Genomic DNA, 15,378 nt, shown 5'->3' with positions numbered 1-15,378 from the left:
ACAGATTCGGGGCTTGAAACAACAATGGCCACAACGACCTTGCATGCCAGCACGCCCCTCACGGAGCGCGTGGGCGCCCTCACGGCCGAGCGCCTGCGCGGCATCCGCCGCGGGCTCGAAAAAGAAAGCCTGCGGGCCACGCCGGATGCCGGCCTGGCCTTGACGCCGCACCCGGCCGCGCTGGGTTCGGCCCTCACGCACGAACACATCACGACCGACTTCAGCGAGTCGCAGCTGGAGCTCATCACTGGCGTGCATGGCGATGTGGACAGTTGCCTTGCCGAACTGCGCGAGGTGCACCAATACGTCTACCAGGTGCTGCGCGAGCAGGGCGACGAGATGATGTGGGTCTCCAGCATGCCCTGCGGCCTGCCGACCGACGAGACCATCCCGATCGGCCGCTATGGCTCGTCCAACGTGGGCCGCGCCAAGAGCGTCTACCGCATGGGCCTGGGCCACCGCTATGGCCGGCGCATGCAGACCATCTCGGGCATCCACTACAACTGGTCGATGCCGGGCATCGACAGCGAGGCCTACTTCGGCCTGATCCGCAACTTCCGCCGCCATGCCTTCCTCCCGCTGGTGCTGTTCGGCGCATCGCCGGCTGTGTGCGCGAGCTTCGTGCAGGGCCGCGAACATGCGCTGCAGCCGCTCGGCGAGCACAGCATGGCGTTGCCGCACGCGACCTCGCTGCGCATGGGGCGGCTCGGCTACCAGAGCGATGCGCAGTCCACGCTGGCCGTGAGCTACAACAGCCTGGAGGGCTACGGTGCCTCGCTGCAGGAGGCGCTGACCAAGCCGTATCCGGCCTACGAGACGGTGGGCATCCGCAACCCCGGCGGCGACTACAACCAGCTGGCCACCAGCCTCTTGCAGATCGAGAACGAGTTCTACGGCACGATCCGGCCCAAGCGCGTGATCCGCTCGGGCGAGCGCCCGCTGCACGCGTTGCGCGAGCGCGGCGTCGAATACATCGAGGTCCGCCTGATGGACCTGGACCCGTTCGAGCCGCTCGGCATCGCGGCCTCGACCATGCGCTTCCTCGACGTCTTCCTGCTGCACTGCCTGCTCAGCGACAGCCCGCCCGACACGCCCGAGGAGATCGCCGCACTTGCGCGCAACCAGCACCGCGTGGCCGCGCGCGGCCGCGAGCCGGGCCTGGTGCTCGAGCAGGACGGCCGCGAACGCGTGTTGACCGAGTGGGCGCTGCAGCTCGTCGACGAATGCCTGCCGCTTGCGCAGGCGATGGACGCCGCGCTCGGCGGCCAAGGCCATGTGGCTGCCGTGCAGGCCGCACGCGCCGCGCTGCTGGCACCCGAGACACTGCCTTCGGCCCGCGTGCTGGAACACACCACGCGCGAGCACGGCAGCAGCTTCACGCGCTTTGCGCTGCAGCAGTCACTGCAGACGCGCGAGCAGCTGCTGGCGCTGCCGTTCCCGGATGCGCTGCGCGAGCGCTTCGTGGCGGCGTCCAGCGCGTCCATCGAGGCGCAAAAGCGCATCGAGGCCAGCGACACCATGCCCTTCGACGTCTACCGCGAAGAGTACCTGCGGCCCGAGCGCCTGGGCCTGCACCTCAAGCGCCGCGGCAGCGGTGCGGCACCGCAATTCCTGCAGGCCGCCGCGCTCTGAGCCGACACGGGGGTTTCTAGGGCCGGTTGGTGCGCCGGCGCCACAGGAAGTGGCCGATGAAGGCCAGGCCCAGCACCAGCGCGAACCAGCCGACGATGGCCGATTGCGCGATGGTGTCGCGCATGCCCGAGGGCGGCATGAACTGCGGACCCAGCAGCACCGCGAGGCCGATCACGCAGCACAGCCCGCCCTTCCAGGCGAGGTCGGCTTCCTTCTTGGCGTTGCGGCTCACAGGGCGGCCGCGTCGGCCTGGCCGGCGTCCGGCACGCCGTCCTTGCGGATGGAGTCGCGCTCGCGGTGGCGGCTGTCGCGGCCGCGGTCCACCGTGTGTTCCACCAGGCGCTTGAGCTTGTCGGCTGCGCCGCGCACGGCCAGGTCCTGGCTGTCGCCATCGTGGTGCACGGCCAGCGGCTGGTGGTGCGCCAGCCGGGCTTCCAGGGTGCAGCGCTTGTCTGCGCTGCCGGACTTGCCGCCGTTCTCGTCCGACAGGTGCACCTCGATGCGCGTGATGTCGTGGCGAAAGCGCGCCAGCTCGTCCTGCAGGTATTGCTCGGCCCAGCGGTCCAGCGATTCCTTGTTGGGCAGTCCGGTCGTGTTCACTTGCACTTGCATGGGTCGGGTCTCTCTTAACCTGGGGCTCTTCAGTGTGCCTGAGCCGGGCAAGCCCCGGTGTAGGAACGGGGCGAATCTCCGCGGGATGCTCTGGTATCGTTCTTGCGTTTTTTTGACACCCTCCGTCCTACAGGAACCCCTCCCATGTCTCGTACACCTCTGCCCAGCACCACCCGCCGCCGGCTGACCCAGGCGCTGGCGGTGGCCGCCCTGATGGGCACGGGCTTCGCGGCCCAGGCCCAGTCCACGGTGCGCCTGCTGGTCGGCTTTCCGGCCGGCGGTGGCACCGACGTGATCGCGCGCACGCTCGCCGACAAGCTGCAGGGCGAACTGGGGCAGAGCGTGATCGTCGACAACCGCGCAGGCGCTGGCGGCCAGATCGCAGCCAATGCGCTCAAGACCTCCGCACCCGACGGCAACACCTTCTTCCTCACGCACGACCACACCGTCTCCATCCTGCCGCTGGTCGTGAAGAGCCCCGGTTTCGATCCGGCCAAGGATTTCGTCGCCGTGGCTGGCTTCGCGACCTTCGTGAACGCGCTGGCCGTCTCGGGCGGCACGCCGGCCAAGTCCATGCCCGAGTACCTGAACTGGCTCAAGGGCCAGGGCGGGCGCGGCACCATCGGCATCCCGGCGCCGGCCTCGACGCCCGAGTTCCTGGTCAAGGTGCTGGCCGACAAGTACAAGATGGACCTGCTGGCCGCACCCTACCGCGGCAGCGCGCCCATGATCGCGGACATGCTGGGCAACCAGATCAGCGCCGGTGTCGGCTCCGTGCCCGACTTCATCGAGAACCACAAGGCCGGCAAGATCCGCGTGGTCGGCGTGCTGGGCCATGCGCGCCAGGCGGCCATGCCCGATGTGCCGACCTTCGCCGAACTCGGCGTCGCCGGCTTCGAAGACCTGCCCTACTACGGCATCTTCGCGCCGGCCGGCACGCCGCAGGCCGCGATCGACCGTTTCTCGGCCGCCGTGGCCAGGGTGGTCGCCATGCCCGACGTGCACGCCAAGCTCACCGCCATGGGGCTCACGGTGGGCTACATGCCGCAGCAGCAGCTGCACACCCGCGAGCAGGCCTACACCCGGACCTGGGCCCGGATCATCAAGGACAGCGGCTTCCAGCCGCAGTAGTCATTACGGCAGCCGGCGCAGCAGCTCGCCGGCTTCTGCGCGCGCCGGTTGCAGGCGCGCGAGTTCATTGAGCAGCTCCCGCGCGGCCGGTGCATCGACACGCGCCAGCGCTGCCGCCATCTGCAGCAGCGGGTCGTAGGCCGGGCGGAAATCGGCGCTCGTGCGCAGCACCTCCAGCAGTGGTTGCTGCACCTGGGCCAGCATGCGCCGCACGTCGGCGCTGGGCTGCACCGTGCGGCCGGCGGCCAGGAAGCGCGTGCGCGCCTCCCAGTAGGCGGCCAGGCGGGCTGCAGCGGCCGCATCGGCCACGACCAGTTCCTGCGGCGCGAGCGAGAGTTCGGCCAGCAACGCGGCCAGGCGTTCGCGCGGCGGCGGCGCCGGCGCGTAGGCTGCGCGCGGCGCGAGGTAGGCCACGATGGGGTGGTCGTCCGTGTTCGCGGGCGCATCGGCCGCCAGGCGCTGCAGCGCCTGCGGGCCGGCCACCAGCGCACCGAGCACGGCGTAGGCATCGTCCAGGCCCAGGGCGGCCGGGCTGCGCGGCCACTGGCGGGCCGCTGCCACGCGGGCCTGCACCTGCGCCAGGTCGAAGCGGCTGCCGTCCGCATGGCCGACCAGGCCCAGTACAGGCGTTTCCAGGCTCAGCGTCGCGAGCACTGCGCCGCCTTCGGGAAACGCCGTGGCGAAGGCCCGCACGATGCTCCGCAGCGTGGGCAGGTCCAGCTGGTGCAGCGGCAGCCATTGGCAAAACAGGCCGCCCGCGGCCAGGCGCTCGCGCACGGCCTGGAAATGCTCGGCGGTGTAGAGGGCGGCCGAGCCGCTGCGCGCCGGGTGGAAGTTGTCGGAAACGATGAGGTCGTACTGCGCCGTCGATGCGCGCACGAAGCGGCGCGCGTCGGCGGCGACGGTGTGCAGCCGCTGCGTGGCGGCCTGCCCGGGCGCGTTGAACCATGGCGTGGCCGCGATCACCTCGGGCAGCAGTTCCACGGCCTCGACCTGCAGCGCCGGGTCCAGCGTTGCGGCGCTGGCGGTGGTGCCCGTGCCCAGGCCCAGGAACAGCGCCTTGTGCGGGGCCGGGTGCAGCAGCAGCGGCAGCAGGGCCTGGCGTGCATCGGCCGACCAGGCGGCGTTGCTGCCCTCCTGCTGCCGGTTGTTGATCCGCAGCCGGCGCGTGCCATCGGCTTCCTCGACCACGCTGACGGCAGCCATCGCGCCCTCGCTGTAGCTCAGCAAGCGGCCCCCCTCGGGCACGTGGACGAAGGCCAGCGGCGGTGCCGCCAGCGCGAGCACGAGCGCGGCCGCGCCGATGGCGGCCGGCACGGCGATGCCGTGCGCGCGGCCCAGCGGCCAAGCCAGCAAGAGGTAGCCCGCAGCCACGCCCAGCAATGCGGCCTTGGCCCCCAGCGCCGGCAACAGCAACAGGCCGAACACCAGCGGCGCCGCCGCCGCGCCCAGCGTGTTGACGCCCAGCGCCAGGCCGAAGCCGATGCCGGCCGCGCGTGCCTGCGTCGCCAGGTGGCTGAACAGCGCCCCCATCAGCAGCGTGGGCGGCCCGAAGGCCACGGCCGCCAGCACGGCCTCGGCCGCCAGCGCGGCCGGCATGCCGCTGCCCAGCCAGGCCAGGGCCTGCGCCTGGAGTGCCTCTGCGCCCCACAGGCTGGCGGTGCCGGCCAGGCAGGCCAGCGCCAGCAGCGCGGGCAGGCGCTCGCCGAACCGCGCCACGCCGGCACGGCGCGACAGCCGGCGCTCATACCAGGCCGCGCCAGCCGCGCTGCCGACCAGGTAGACGGCCAGCAGCAGCGCGAAGGTGTAGACCGTGTTCTCGGCCACCTGGCTCAGCACGCGCACCACCAGCACCTCGTAGCCGATGCCGAGGAAGCCCGTGGCCGCGAGCAGCGGCAGCAGCCCGCGCGCGTTGGGTGCTGCCGTCTGCGGTGTGGCCTGCGGCTCCGCCAACGCACGGCCGCGCAGCAGCCACAGCGCGGCCACGGCACACAGCAGGTTCAGCGTGGCGCAAACCAGCGCCGTGCGGGCCAGGCCCCAGGCCGGCACCAGCCAGAACGCGCTGGCCAGCACGCCGACCACGGCGCCGAAGGTGTTGCCGGCGTACAGCGCGGCAATGGTGCCGGAGATGCCGGCCGTGCCGCTGCGCCAGTGCTGCGCCAGCGCGCGCTCCATGGCCGGCAGCGTGGCGCCCATGGCCGCGGTGGCCGGCAGCAGCAGCACGAAGCTGCCGCCGAAGGCCACGGCCCATTGCCACCACGGCGAAGGCTCGGCGCCGATGAACTGCAGCAGGCCCCGCCCGATCGGCGCCATGCCAAAGGCCAACACCAGGCTCCACGAACCGATCAGCAGTTCGCAGCCGGCATACCAACGGCCGGGCGCGGGGCTCACAGCGATGCGCCGGCCCAGCAGCAGGGCGCCCGTCGCCAGCCCGCCGAAGAAGGCCGCCACCACGGCCAGCACGCCGGCCGTCTCGTGGCCCAGCCACAGCGCGCTCTGCTGCGTCCAGACGATCTGGTAGCCCAGCCCGGCGAAGCCCGAGGCCAGCATCAGCGCCATCACCGCGGCGCGGCGCGGGCCCACAGGCTTGCTCATCCGCCGAACGTGATCTTGTAGCCCCAGGAATCCAGCTGGGTCGGGATGGCGTTGAGCGCCATGGTGATGCGGCGTGCGCCCGGGTTGCTCGGTACGGCGTGCATGAGGTAGCTCGGGAACAGCACCAGGTCGCCCGGCTCGGGCTGCGGACTGATCCACTTGTCCGCGCTATAAGGTGTGGTGGTCACGTCGGCATGGTCGTTCTTGAACGCGAAGTCGCTGCCGCCCGGCGACTTCATGAACACCGTGCGCGCGTCCGGGTGCGTGGGCGTGAGGTAGACCACGCCCGAGATGAAGCTGTTGGCGTGGTTGTGCATGGCCTGGCGCCCGCCGGTGTCCAGCAGGTTGACCCACATCTCCTTGAGCGACCAGCCCAGCCGCTCGCCGAACATCTGTGCGCCGAACTCCGCCAGGTGCGGCGTGATGGCGCGCGCGGCCTCGACCAGCAAGGGGCTGTCGCCAGGCTTGAGCATGGCCGTGTGCGAGAGCTGGCCCGAGGCGTTGTTGGCGATGCCCGCCGTGTTGCTGAAGTGGCTGACCAGGCCGGTGACCAGGGCGGCATCCAGTGCCGCGGGGACGCGCATGAAGGGCGTGGGAAACAGTCCGAAGAGCTCGTGCATCGTGCTCGGTGGGTGCAGGTGGATTGGCAGTCGCGAACGCAGACAGGCGGCACCCGCCGGGTGCCGCCTGTCTGCGCGGGCAGGAGGCGCGCTGCTTACGTGCGGCGGCGGCGTGCGGCGGCCAGGCCGGCCAGGCCCAGGCCCATCAGCAGCGCGCTGGTCGGCTCGGGCACGGTGTTGAAGGCCAGGTCGTCGTAGGCGATGGTCGAGTCGCCATTGAAGGTCACCGAGTAGGCGATGCCGGAGAAGCTGGCCGACAGGCTGTCGAAGCTGCACCAGCCGATGTCGGCGCAGTTGGCCGAGTTGCCCAGCAGGTCGAACGAAGCCAGCAGGTTGCCCGTGCCGTTCAGGCCGCTCCAGATGCTCACTGCGCCGGTGGCGGCGGCCGTGGAGGCGTACGAGAAGCTGAACAGGCCGGCGAAGCCGGCGGCCACGTTCATCGCCGAATCGGTGTCGACGGCGAACATCACGCCCAGCGGCGACGGGGCGTTCGTGAAGTACGTGAAGTCGGCGTCGTTCTGCAGGCCCAGTGCGCCACCGCCAAAGCTCACGCCCTTGTCGGCGTAGGTGTTGCCGACCGAGGCGTAGCTCGGTGCGGCTTCGAAATCGACCGTGACCGGTGCGGCCATCACGGGCGCAGCGGCGAACAAGGCCAGAGCGGCCAAGGCATGAAACTTCATTGGAAACCTCCAGGAATCGTCTTGTGGATGAGGGCGGCGCCCCAGGGCGCACTTGTCGGCAAGGTGCAGACGCGGCCGGACTGTAGGCATCGATCAAGACAGGGCTGTGACGGCGGGCGCCGCGGCCACCGCCACCGTCATCGGGCTTTCACGGGCGCTCTCTACGCTGCCGGCCCACCGTATCCCAGAGGAGTCGCCATGTCCCCCTTCATCCACCGCCGCGCCGCGCTGCGCGCCGGCCTGGCGTTCGGCGCCGCGCTCGCGCTGCCGCAGGCACGCGCCTGCGAGTACTTCGCCGACAACCTGCGCATCACGCACCCGTGGTGCACCGCCACGCGGCCGGGCGCGGACTCGGTCATCGTCTCGATGATGTTCGACCAGGTGACCCGGCCCGACCGCCTCGTCGCCGTCAAGACCATGGTGGCCGATGGCGCCGAGATTGGTGGCCGGCTGGCCCGCAGCGAGGTCGACTTCGCGATTCCCGAGGGCGCCGAAACGCACCTGGCCGAGCATGGCACCTACCTCAAGCTCACCGGCCTGAAGTTCCCGCTCGAGGTGGCGCGCACCTACCCCATGGTGCTGGCCTTCGAGCACGGCGGTGTGGTGCAGGCCACGCTCAACGTCGACCTGCAGCGCTTCCTCTGACACATACCCGTCACGGCAGGGTCACGCCCGGTTTCTAGCATCGCCCGCGGTCCTGCCACCGACCCGAACGAGGGAACTGCGCCACACCGGCGCAGCCAGGCAATTTCCAGAAAGCCAATAGGAGTCCTATGAAGAACGTGTTCAAGAAGAACCCGGTCGCGCTCGCCGCGGTCACGGTTCTGGCCACCCTGGCCATGGCACCGGCTGCGCACGCAGCCAAGCCTGCCGGCACCTATGTGACCGGCGACTTCCACAACCACACCACCTGCTCGGACGGCTCGATCTCGATGCAGAAGCTGGTCAAGAAGGTCACCGACAAGACCGACACGCCCTGGGGCCTGGACTGGTTCGTCCAGGCCGGCCACGGCGGCAACGGCAACCGCAACTGCACGCTCGCGGAAGATGCCTCGCTGGCCACGCCGGCCTACCCGCTGGTCTACGCCGCCGACGGCACCACCGTGGTCGGCCCCAACACCACCTGGCAGAACAGCACCCCGCCGGTCGAGCCCCAGGGCACGCCCAGCGGCAGCCGCCCGAACCAGAACATGTGGCGCTGGCAGGCCATCCAGCAGTACCAGTACCCGCTCACCGAGTACCTGAACGCGCTGAAGAACGTGCCGATCTTCACCGGCATGGAATCGGTCGTGGCTGGCCACGAGCACACCTCGATGTCCGTCATCACCGGCCAGGTGCCCGCCGCCATCGACACGCGCACGCTGCCCACCACCAAGGGCTACACGCCGCTGGGCAATGCCAATGCGCTGTCGCAATGGGCCTACTGTTTCGACCGCGGCAACGACGGCGACGTGACGCGCGGCGGCCCGAACGCCTGGACCTGCAACGTGCCGGGCAGCGCCAACGAGGGCAGCCCGAACTGGAACACCGGCGCCGCCAAGCTGCTGGGCTCGGGCGAAGCCGGCCACATCAAGACGGTCGAGGGCATCAAGTGGATGGCCGCCTACCACCCGGACGGCAGCTACTACGTGCCGGCCCACCTGGAGCGCGCCGGCCCGTTCAACCCGACCGGCAACAACGGCTTCAACATCGAGCACCTGCGCAACTTCAACAACGCCGGCCCGCGCATCGCGGTCGGCTTCGAATCGCAGCCCGGCCACGGCGCGTCCGACAACCGCGGCGAGTACTCGCCCAACCGCAACAGCATCGGCGGCGTGCGCGTCGACTCGGTCGGCGGCACCACTTACGGCGGCACCGGCGTCTACGCCGCGCAGATCGGCGGCGTGTGGGATGCCCTGCTGGGCGAAGGCCGCAACTGGTGGTTCTTCGGCAGCTCCGACTGGCACAACCGCGGCCAGTTCGGCCCGGACGACCGCCGCTCCACGCAGGACTTCTACCCCGGCGAATACCAGCGCGACTTCGTGATGGTGCGCAAGGGCAACGACACCAAGCTGCGCCCGCAGACCATCGTCGACGGCATCCGCAGCGGCAACAGCTTCGTCGCCACCGGCCAGCTGATCGACCGCCTGGCCTTCGTGGCCTGCGCGTCGTACGCCGGCCCGGCAGCGCGCACCAACGCAGCGGTGCAGGCCATCGCCGTCAAGGCCGCCCTGGCCAACACCGACACCGACGTCGCCGGCTGCGCCACCATGGGCGAGAAGCTGCAGGTGCGTGCCGGTGGTGAAGTGGTGGTGTCCATCGTCGTGCGCGATCCCTCCGGCACGAACTACTCGCCCTACACCTTCAACAACCCGTCGTTGGCCCAGGTCGGCATCGCCCAGCCGCTGAACATGCCGGTGCTGTCGCAGGTCGACGTGATCCGTGGCCTGGTGTCCGGCTACCGCCAGCCCGGCGCGGCCGACTACGCCGGCCAGTGGCCCAACGACTGGCTGCTGAACCCCAACATGGCCAACGTGCCGGTTGCCGCGAAGAACACCTCGGCTGCCGTGTTCCGCACCTTCAACGACGCGACCTGGACGCCGGTGGCCGGCAACGCCGAGTACAAGGCCATGACCTTCCGCATCCCGGCCGTGGCCGCCTCGCAGTACCTGCGCCTGCGCGGCTCCAACCTGCCGCCGAGCGTGCCGTACGAGACCGACGCCAGCGGCAACCCGCTGGCCGACGTCTACACCAACGCCGGCGACACGACCAAGCTGACCATCCCCTGCCAGGTCGCGGGCGTGAACGTGCCGGCCAACGGCGGCAACTACACCGGCACCACCATCGACGGCTGCCCGAACCACCTGCCGGTGGTGAACGGCCAGAAGTACGTGGCCTACGACGTGGCGGCCTGGGCCGACCTGTCGTTCTACAGCAACCCGATCTTCATCGAGGTGGCCGGTTCCACCACGGTGGCCGGTGTCAAGTAAGCAGGGCCTGAGGAAGACCCTGTAGCCCCAGGCGCCGCGCGGCTTTGGCCGCGCGGCGCTTTGCCATGTCGGGTGGCCATGGCCACCCGCATCCGAATTTCCAAGTGATCGCCATGCCTTCCACCAAACCGAACCGCGCGCCCAAGACCATCCCGGCGGGCACGGACGCACCCCGCCCGCGCTGGTGGCGCGAGCCCTTGCTGCACTTCGTGCTCCTCGGCGGCCTGCTGTTCGCGGTCGACCACGTCATCGTCGGCCGCGCCGAGGACCCGCGCACCATCGTGCTGACGCAGGATGTCGACGACGAGGCGCGCGAGCTGTTCAAGGCCTCGCGCGGCCGCCCGCCGACCACCGAGGAGCTGGCCGCGCTGCGCCGCACCTGGCTGGACAACGAGGTGCTGTACCGCGAGGGCCTGGCGATGCAGGTCGACCGGGGTGACAGCGCGATCCGCGAGCGCGTGATCTTCAAGGCGCTCAGCGTGCTGGAGTCCGACAACAAGCTGCCGCCCTACGACGATGCGCTGCTGCGCGCCTGGTTCGAGAAGCACCGCGCCAAGTACGACGAGCCGGCGCGCTTCGACTTCCGCGAGGCGGTGATCTCGGGCGACATGACCGAGGCGGCGGCCAGCGCACTGGCCACGCGGCTGAACTCCGGCGTGCCGGGCGAGATCGGCGCCGGCCTGCGCGTGTTCAAGGGCCGCCCGCACGCCAACCTGGTGCAGAGTTACGGCGAGGCCTTTGCCAAGGCGGTGGAAGGGGCCAAACCCGGGGCCTGGCAGGCGCTGTCGGGCAAGGATGGTTGGCGCGTGATCCAGCTCGACACCGTGTCTGCCGCCAAGCCCGCCGACTTCGAGGTGCTGCGCGGCATCGTGCTGCAGGACTGGACGGACCAGGTCATGGCCGAGCAGCGCACCGCCGCCGTGCGCGTGCTGGCCGAGAAGTACACCGTGCGCATCGAGGCCGAGGCGGGCAAATGAACGCAGTTAGGTTCATGCGGCGGCTGTTTGCCGTTTTGCTGCTGGCGATGGGCGCGGGTGCCGTGTCCGCCCACGAACTGACCATCGCCGAGATGGAGATGCGCGAGACCTCGCGCGGCGAATTCACCTGGCAGTGGACCGCGCGCGAGCGCGCCACCCAGCGCGACATCAACCCGGTCTGGCCGGCTGGCTGCACGGCCGAACCGCCGCTGCTGCACTGCGGCCCGAACGGGCTCACGGGCGTGCTGCAGGTCGATGGCGTGGGCAAGGGCTACTCGGTGGCCATCGTCAAGATCCGCTGGCTGGACGGGCAGACGCGCGTCTACACGCTGACCACGGCCCAGCCCTCGGTGCACCTGTTCGGCAGCGCCGACGACCAGCGCGGCATGGGCGAGATCGCCTCGGCCTATACCGTGCTGGGCATCGAGCACATCCTGACCGGCACGGACCACCTGCTGTTCGTGGTCAGCCTGCTGTTCCTGGTCGGTTTCAACCGCCGGCTGGTGTGGACCATCACGGCCTTCACGGCGGCGCACAGCATCACGCTGGCCCTCTCCGCCTTCGGCCTGCTGGCGCTGCGGCCACCGCCGGTGGAGGCCACCATCGCGCTGTCCATCATGCTGGTGGCCGGCGAGGCGTTGGGAAAAGAGGCCACGCTGTCGCGGCGCTGGCCGGCGCTGGTGGCCTTCCTGTTCGGCCTCGTGCACGGCCTGGGTTTCGCGGGCGCGCTCAAGCAGATCGGCATGCCCGAGAACCATCTGCCGATCGCGCTGTTGACCTTCAACGTGGGCGTGGAGATCGGCCAGCTCGGCGTGGTGCTGCTGGCCTGGGTGCTCTGCAAGACGCTGGCGCCCTGGCCCAGCTTTGCCAAGGCGCGCACGCCTGCGCTGTACGGGATCGGCAGCGTGGCGATGTACTGGGCGAGCGGGCGGATCTGGGCGATCCTGAGTTGAACTGCGAGGTGTCGGGAGGCACCTGGCCTGGATGCCGACGCCGCACAGCCCATCGGGCGCGCGCGGCAGGCCTACCTGTTCGCTACTCTCACCAGGGGTGGCTTTGTCCGAATGACGTCAAGCGGAGGTCACCGCGCGGCCATGGGTCAGATCACCATGGCCGGCCAGAAGGCCATCGATCGAGATGTCTTCGTCCAGCGCGTCCCAGTGAATGCCGCGTGGGCTGAGTTCGAATTGAGCGCGCTGCTCGGGCGTGGCAGCCAGCAACCTTGGAAACCAGGCCAAAGGCACGGCAATGACCCGGCCATCGTCCAGCTGGACCCACATGCTGTCGTCGTCAAAGCGCACTGCCTTAGCCGAAGTAGCCATGCCATGTCCTTTCGATCAGTTCGTGGTTTTCCTGCGCCACTTCCACCAGTTCGCGCAGCGTTCTGGCATCGAAGCCATTGCTGGTCGCAACGCGGACCTGCGGCTCCAGCCAGAGCTTGGCCTCGTTGCCGCCCGCACGCACATGCACGTGCACCGGCTCAGGAGGATGCCCCTCGTTGGAATAGAAGAAGAAGCGATAACCCTTGTAGCGGAAACCACCGGCATGCAAGGATTCTAGGAGGCCGACGGAATGCGTGTCGGCCTCTGTTGCGCAGCGCAGTGCACTTGCGGCGTTGCCAACGGCCGCACGTCGCTTGAATGCGTCTGGAAGGCGAGCAGGCACTCGTCGCTGCGCTGCGTGGTCTTGGCATCGCCCGGCACCGGCATGCAGATGCTGGCCAGTAGCTGGTTGCGGCCTTCCACCGGCGTGACCGTGGCCGTGCCGTCGCCCGCGCTCGTGACGAGCGGCCCCGCCGTGCGTCACCGCAACGCCGGGCGCTGCCGAAAGGTCGGCTGCAGATAATGCGGGTCGCGCCACTGCACCCCGCCGCCGCATCGCCCCAGACCCCTGTGCCATGACACACCGCCCCGAAGCGCCTGCCGTGCCAGCGCCCTCACGCGACCTCGCGCCGCGATTTCTCACGGGCTCGCTGTTCCGCCATGTCTTCGTGATGGCGAGCACCGCGGCGATCGGCCTGGTGGCCGTGTTCGCGGTCGACCTGATCAACCTGTTCTACATCTCGCGGCTGGGCGAGAAGGAGATCGCGGCCGCCATCGGCTTCGCGGGCGTGGTGGGCTTTTTCCAGATCTCGCTGGCGATCGGCCTGACCATCGGCATCACGGCGGTGGTCTCGCGCAAGATCGGCGCCGGGCAGCGCGACGAGGCCCGCCGGCTGGCGGTGCACAGCCTGTTGCTGATGACGGCGATCTGCGCCGTGGTGGGCAGCGGCAGCGTGCCGTTCCTGCATCCGATGCTGCGCGCGCTGGGCGCCAGTGGCGAGACAGAGCGGCTCGCCGCACGCTACCTGGCGATCACCGTGCATTCGCTGCCCCTGCTGGGGCTGGGCATGGCAGCGGCAGCGCTGCTGCGCGCCGCGGGCGATGCCCGGCGCGCCATGAACGTGACGCTGAGCGCTGCGTTCGTCACCGCCGCGCTCGACCCGGTGCTGATCTTCGGCGCGGGGCTCGGCCTGGACGGCGCAGCCATTGCGGCACTCGTTTCGCGCTGCGTGCTGGCGGGCGTGGGCCTGTACGGTGTGATGCGGGTGCACCGCATGCTGGGGCCGGTCGAGCGCCGATGGCTGGCACGCGATGCGCGCGCGCTGGCCACCGTGGCCGGGCCGGCGGTGCTGACCAACTTCGCCACGCCGGTGGCCGCGGCATTCGTGACCCACTCCATCGCCCAGTTCGGCGCTTCGGCAGTGGCCGGCCAGGCCATCGTCGATCGGGTGACGCCCGTGGCGTTCGGCCTGGTCTATGCGCTCAGCGGCGCGGTGGGGCCGGTGCTCGCCCAGAACCTGGGCGCGCGCCAGTACGACCGCGTGCGCCAGGGTTTTCGCGACAGCCTGGTCTTCATGGTGCTGGCGGTGGGGGTCGCCTGGGGGGGGCTGGCGCTGGGGCAGGGCCTGATCGTGCGTGCCTTCTCGGCCGAAGGGCAGGCCGCACAGCTGATCCACGCGTTCTGCACGTGGCTGGCCCCAGGCTTCTTCTTCATCGGCGCGCTGTTCGTGGCGCAGGCCGCCTTCAACAACCTGGGCCGCCCGCTGTGGTCGACCGGCCTGAACTGGGCACGCGCCACGCTGGGCACGATCCCGTTCGCCTGGTGGGGTTCGCGCTATGGGCCGGTCGGCGTCGTGGCCGGGCAGATGCTGGGGGCGGTGGTGTTCGGCAGCCTGTCGATGTGGTTCGCGTTCCGGCTGATGCGCGGGTTGGGGCGGCACACCGGCACGGCCACGCCGGCCACCTCGCCCACTCCGCAAGTTCCCGAGGCCGGCTGTGTGCCCCTGCCGCAGGCCGCCGAGGCGGGTGCGCTCGCACCGCTGGTGCACGTCGAAACCAGGCACTGAACCGAGATCCGGCAGTTGGATGCGCCAGCTGAACGTGGCGCCGTGCGCGCTGGGTCAGTCGTGCGTCTGGAACGCGAACAGGTACTCGTAGCTCCGCTGCGTGGTCTTCGGATCACCCTGCACCGGCATGCGGATGATCGCCAGCAGCTGGTTGCGGCCTTCCACCGGCGTGACCGTGGCCGTGCCGTCGGCCGCGCTCGTGACGGGCGTGCCGTCCTCGCCGAGGGACAGGCGCACGCCGGCGATGGGCTTGCCGTCCTTGAGCACCTTCACCTGCATCGGTTTGCCGGCCTGCGGATCCTTCGACTGGGTGCCGACGATCTCGAAAGTTTGACCCAATTCCTTGCGTGCGATCAGGCCCCACTGCAGCACGGTCTTGTGGAACTTCATGGCGTGCACGCCGCTCGTGGCGCCCGGGTTCTCGTCCATGGGCTTGTTGACCATGGCGCTGCTGTCGGTCTTGCTGAAGAAGCCGTTGTCGAACTCGGCCGCCAACATGGCCGGCTCGCGCTCGGGCTTGACGCGCACGCCGTCGGTGGCGGCCTGGGTCGCCACGTCGATCTTGCGGCCGCGGCGGTCGTAGGCCGTCACGGAGGTGAGCTTGCTGCTGTTGAACTCTTCGAGCTTGCCTTCATGGCCACCGAACTGCACCAGGTAGGCCCCCTGGGCGTCGGGCACCAGCCAGACGTTGTGGGCCTGGGCGGCGCCCATGCCGAAGGCCAGCGCGGCAAGTGCGGTGGCAACGCGGGAACGGATCGCTGTCATGTGGTGGTT

The 15,378-nt window shown here is 70.1% G+C and carries 15 protein-coding genes; 7 read left to right on the top strand and 8 right to left on the bottom strand.

Features of this window, described 5'->3' with window-relative positions; all coding sequences use genetic code 11:
• The first annotated feature begins 24 nt into the window (after positions 1-24).
• Positions 25-1,632 carry a glutamate--cysteine ligase gene (gene gshA / locus DES41_RS03815; protein WP_114466063.1) on the top strand — a complete coding sequence of 536 codons (1,608 nt, stop codon included), beginning with the start codon at positions 25-27 and terminating at the stop codon, positions 1,630-1,632.
• A gap of 16 nt (positions 1,633-1,648) precedes the next feature.
• Here gshA and DES41_RS03810 read toward each other — a convergent pair whose 3' ends face one another.
• Together DES41_RS03810 and DES41_RS03805 are read right to left on the bottom strand one after the other, a co-directional pair.
• Positions 1,649-1,864: a hypothetical protein gene (locus DES41_RS03810; RefSeq protein ID WP_114466061.1), complete on the bottom strand. Its 216-nt coding sequence runs from the start codon at positions 1,862-1,864 to the stop codon at positions 1,649-1,651.
• A complete protein-coding gene (locus DES41_RS03805; protein WP_114466059.1) occupies positions 1,861-2,244 on the bottom strand; it encodes an HPF/RaiA family ribosome-associated protein in 384 nt (127 codons plus the stop codon). The genes DES41_RS03810 and DES41_RS03805 overlap by 4 nt, the downstream gene beginning before the upstream one ends.
• Before the next feature lie 144 nt (positions 2,245-2,388).
• Between DES41_RS03805 and DES41_RS03800 the strand changes: the two genes are divergently transcribed.
• Positions 2,389-3,375, top strand: a complete 987-nt coding sequence (locus DES41_RS03800; RefSeq protein WP_114466057.1) for a Bug family tripartite tricarboxylate transporter substrate binding protein — start codon at positions 2,389-2,391, stop codon at positions 3,373-3,375.
• 3 nt (positions 3,376-3,378) lie between these two features.
• Here the strand turns inward: DES41_RS03800 and DES41_RS03795 are convergent, their stop codons facing one another.
• From DES41_RS03795 to DES41_RS03785, 3 genes are all read right to left on the bottom strand, one after another.
• On the bottom strand, positions 3,379-5,970 hold the full coding sequence (locus DES41_RS03795) for a fused MFS/spermidine synthase (protein ID WP_114466055.1): 2,592 nt from the start codon (positions 5,968-5,970) through the stop codon (positions 3,379-3,381).
• Positions 5,967-6,590 (bottom strand): putative 2OG-Fe(II) oxygenase, encoded by a 624-nt coding sequence (locus DES41_RS03790; protein WP_114466053.1) that lies wholly within the window; start codon positions 6,588-6,590, stop codon positions 5,967-5,969. Before DES41_RS03790 ends, DES41_RS03795 begins: the two co-directional genes overlap by 4 nt.
• Before the next feature lie 95 nt (positions 6,591-6,685).
• A complete protein-coding gene (locus tag DES41_RS03785) occupies positions 6,686-7,270 on the bottom strand; it encodes a PEP-CTERM sorting domain-containing protein (RefSeq protein WP_170168089.1) in 585 nt (194 codons plus the stop codon).
• Between the two features lie 198 nt (positions 7,271-7,468).
• Here DES41_RS03785 and DES41_RS03780 point away from each other — a divergent pair, with 198 nt between their 5' ends.
• The 4 genes from DES41_RS03780 (at position 7,469) to DES41_RS03765 (ending at position 12,169) form a co-directional block, all read left to right on the top strand.
• Positions 7,469-7,915 (top strand): copper chaperone PCu(A)C, encoded by a 447-nt coding sequence (locus tag DES41_RS03780; RefSeq protein ID WP_170168088.1) that lies wholly within the window; start codon positions 7,469-7,471, stop codon positions 7,913-7,915.
• A 128-nt stretch (positions 7,916-8,043) separates the two neighbouring features.
• Entirely contained in the window at positions 8,044-10,239 is a 2,196-nt protein-coding gene (locus tag DES41_RS03775) for a CehA/McbA family metallohydrolase domain-containing protein (protein ID WP_114466049.1), read from the top strand.
• Between the two features lie 113 nt (positions 10,240-10,352).
• A complete protein-coding gene (locus DES41_RS03770) occupies positions 10,353-11,216 on the top strand; it encodes a peptidyl-prolyl cis-trans isomerase (protein ID WP_114466813.1) in 864 nt (287 codons plus the stop codon).
• The gene (locus DES41_RS03765) at positions 11,213-12,169 is read left to right on the top strand and encodes a HupE/UreJ family protein (RefSeq protein ID WP_245965552.1); all 957 of its coding nucleotides are present in this window, start codon (positions 11,213-11,215) and stop codon (positions 12,167-12,169) included. Before DES41_RS03770 ends, DES41_RS03765 begins: the two co-directional genes overlap by 4 nt.
• Before the next feature lie 117 nt (positions 12,170-12,286).
• Here the strand turns inward: DES41_RS03765 and DES41_RS03760 are convergent, their stop codons facing one another.
• Entirely contained in the window at positions 12,287-12,517 is a 231-nt protein-coding gene (locus DES41_RS03760) for a DUF2442 domain-containing protein (RefSeq protein ID WP_281277159.1), read from the bottom strand.
• Positions 12,518-12,521: 4 nt separating this feature from the next.
• Complete coding sequence (locus DES41_RS03755; protein ID WP_245965551.1) at positions 12,522-12,881, bottom strand: DUF4160 domain-containing protein; 360 nt, start codon at positions 12,879-12,881, stop codon at positions 12,522-12,524.
• Between the two features lie 232 nt (positions 12,882-13,113).
• Between DES41_RS03755 and DES41_RS03745 the strand changes: the two genes are divergently transcribed.
• Positions 13,114-14,604 (top strand): MATE family efflux transporter, encoded by a 1,491-nt coding sequence (locus DES41_RS03745; RefSeq protein WP_114466039.1) that lies wholly within the window; start codon positions 13,114-13,116, stop codon positions 14,602-14,604.
• Positions 14,605-14,658: 54 nt separating this feature from the next.
• Here the strand turns inward: DES41_RS03745 and DES41_RS03740 are convergent, their stop codons facing one another.
• Positions 14,659-15,369 carry a DUF4198 domain-containing protein gene (locus tag DES41_RS03740; RefSeq protein ID WP_114466037.1) on the bottom strand — a complete coding sequence of 237 codons (711 nt, stop codon included), beginning with the start codon at positions 15,367-15,369 and terminating at the stop codon, positions 14,659-14,661.
• Between the last annotated feature and the right edge of the window lie 9 nt (positions 15,370-15,378).

The sequence above is a fragment of the Pseudorhodoferax soli genome (assembly GCF_003337555.1).
Lineage (GTDB): Bacteria > Pseudomonadota > Gammaproteobacteria > Burkholderiales > Burkholderiaceae_C > Pseudorhodoferax > Pseudorhodoferax soli.
Note: the sequence above shows the minus strand (reverse complement) of the source record. Positions and strands in the feature narration are given on the sequence as shown.

Bases quoted from the DNA above. Each gene is read 5' to 3' on its own strand.
- gshA (WP_114466063.1), top strand. From the start codon at position 25: ATGGCCACAACGACCTTGCATGCCAGCACGCCCCTCACGGAGCGCGTG.
- DES41_RS03805 (WP_114466059.1), bottom strand. From the start codon at position 2,244: ATGCAAGTGCAAGTGAACACGACCGGACTGCCCAACAAGGAATCGCTG.
- DES41_RS03800 (WP_114466057.1), top strand. From the start codon at position 2,389: ATGTCTCGTACACCTCTGCCCAGCACCACCCGCCGCCGGCTGACCCAG.
- DES41_RS03795 (WP_114466055.1), bottom strand. From the start codon at position 5,970: ATGAGCAAGCCTGTGGGCCCGCGCCGCGCCGCGGTGATGGCGCTGATG.
- DES41_RS03790 (WP_114466053.1), bottom strand. From the start codon at position 6,590: ATGCACGAGCTCTTCGGACTGTTTCCCACGCCCTTCATGCGCGTCCCC.
- DES41_RS03785 (WP_170168089.1), bottom strand. From the start codon at position 7,270: ATGAAGTTTCATGCCTTGGCCGCTCTGGCCTTGTTCGCCGCTGCGCCC.
- DES41_RS03780 (WP_170168088.1), top strand. From the start codon at position 7,469: ATGTCCCCCTTCATCCACCGCCGCGCCGCGCTGCGCGCCGGCCTGGCG.
- DES41_RS03775 (WP_114466049.1), top strand. From the start codon at position 8,044: ATGAAGAACGTGTTCAAGAAGAACCCGGTCGCGCTCGCCGCGGTCACG.
- DES41_RS03770 (WP_114466813.1), top strand. From the start codon at position 10,353: ATGCCTTCCACCAAACCGAACCGCGCGCCCAAGACCATCCCGGCGGGC.
- DES41_RS03765 (WP_245965552.1), top strand. From the start codon at position 11,213: ATGAACGCAGTTAGGTTCATGCGGCGGCTGTTTGCCGTTTTGCTGCTG.
- DES41_RS03745 (WP_114466039.1), top strand. From the start codon at position 13,114: ATGACACACCGCCCCGAAGCGCCTGCCGTGCCAGCGCCCTCACGCGAC.
- DES41_RS03740 (WP_114466037.1), bottom strand. From the start codon at position 15,369: ATGACAGCGATCCGTTCCCGCGTTGCCACCGCACTTGCCGCGCTGGCC.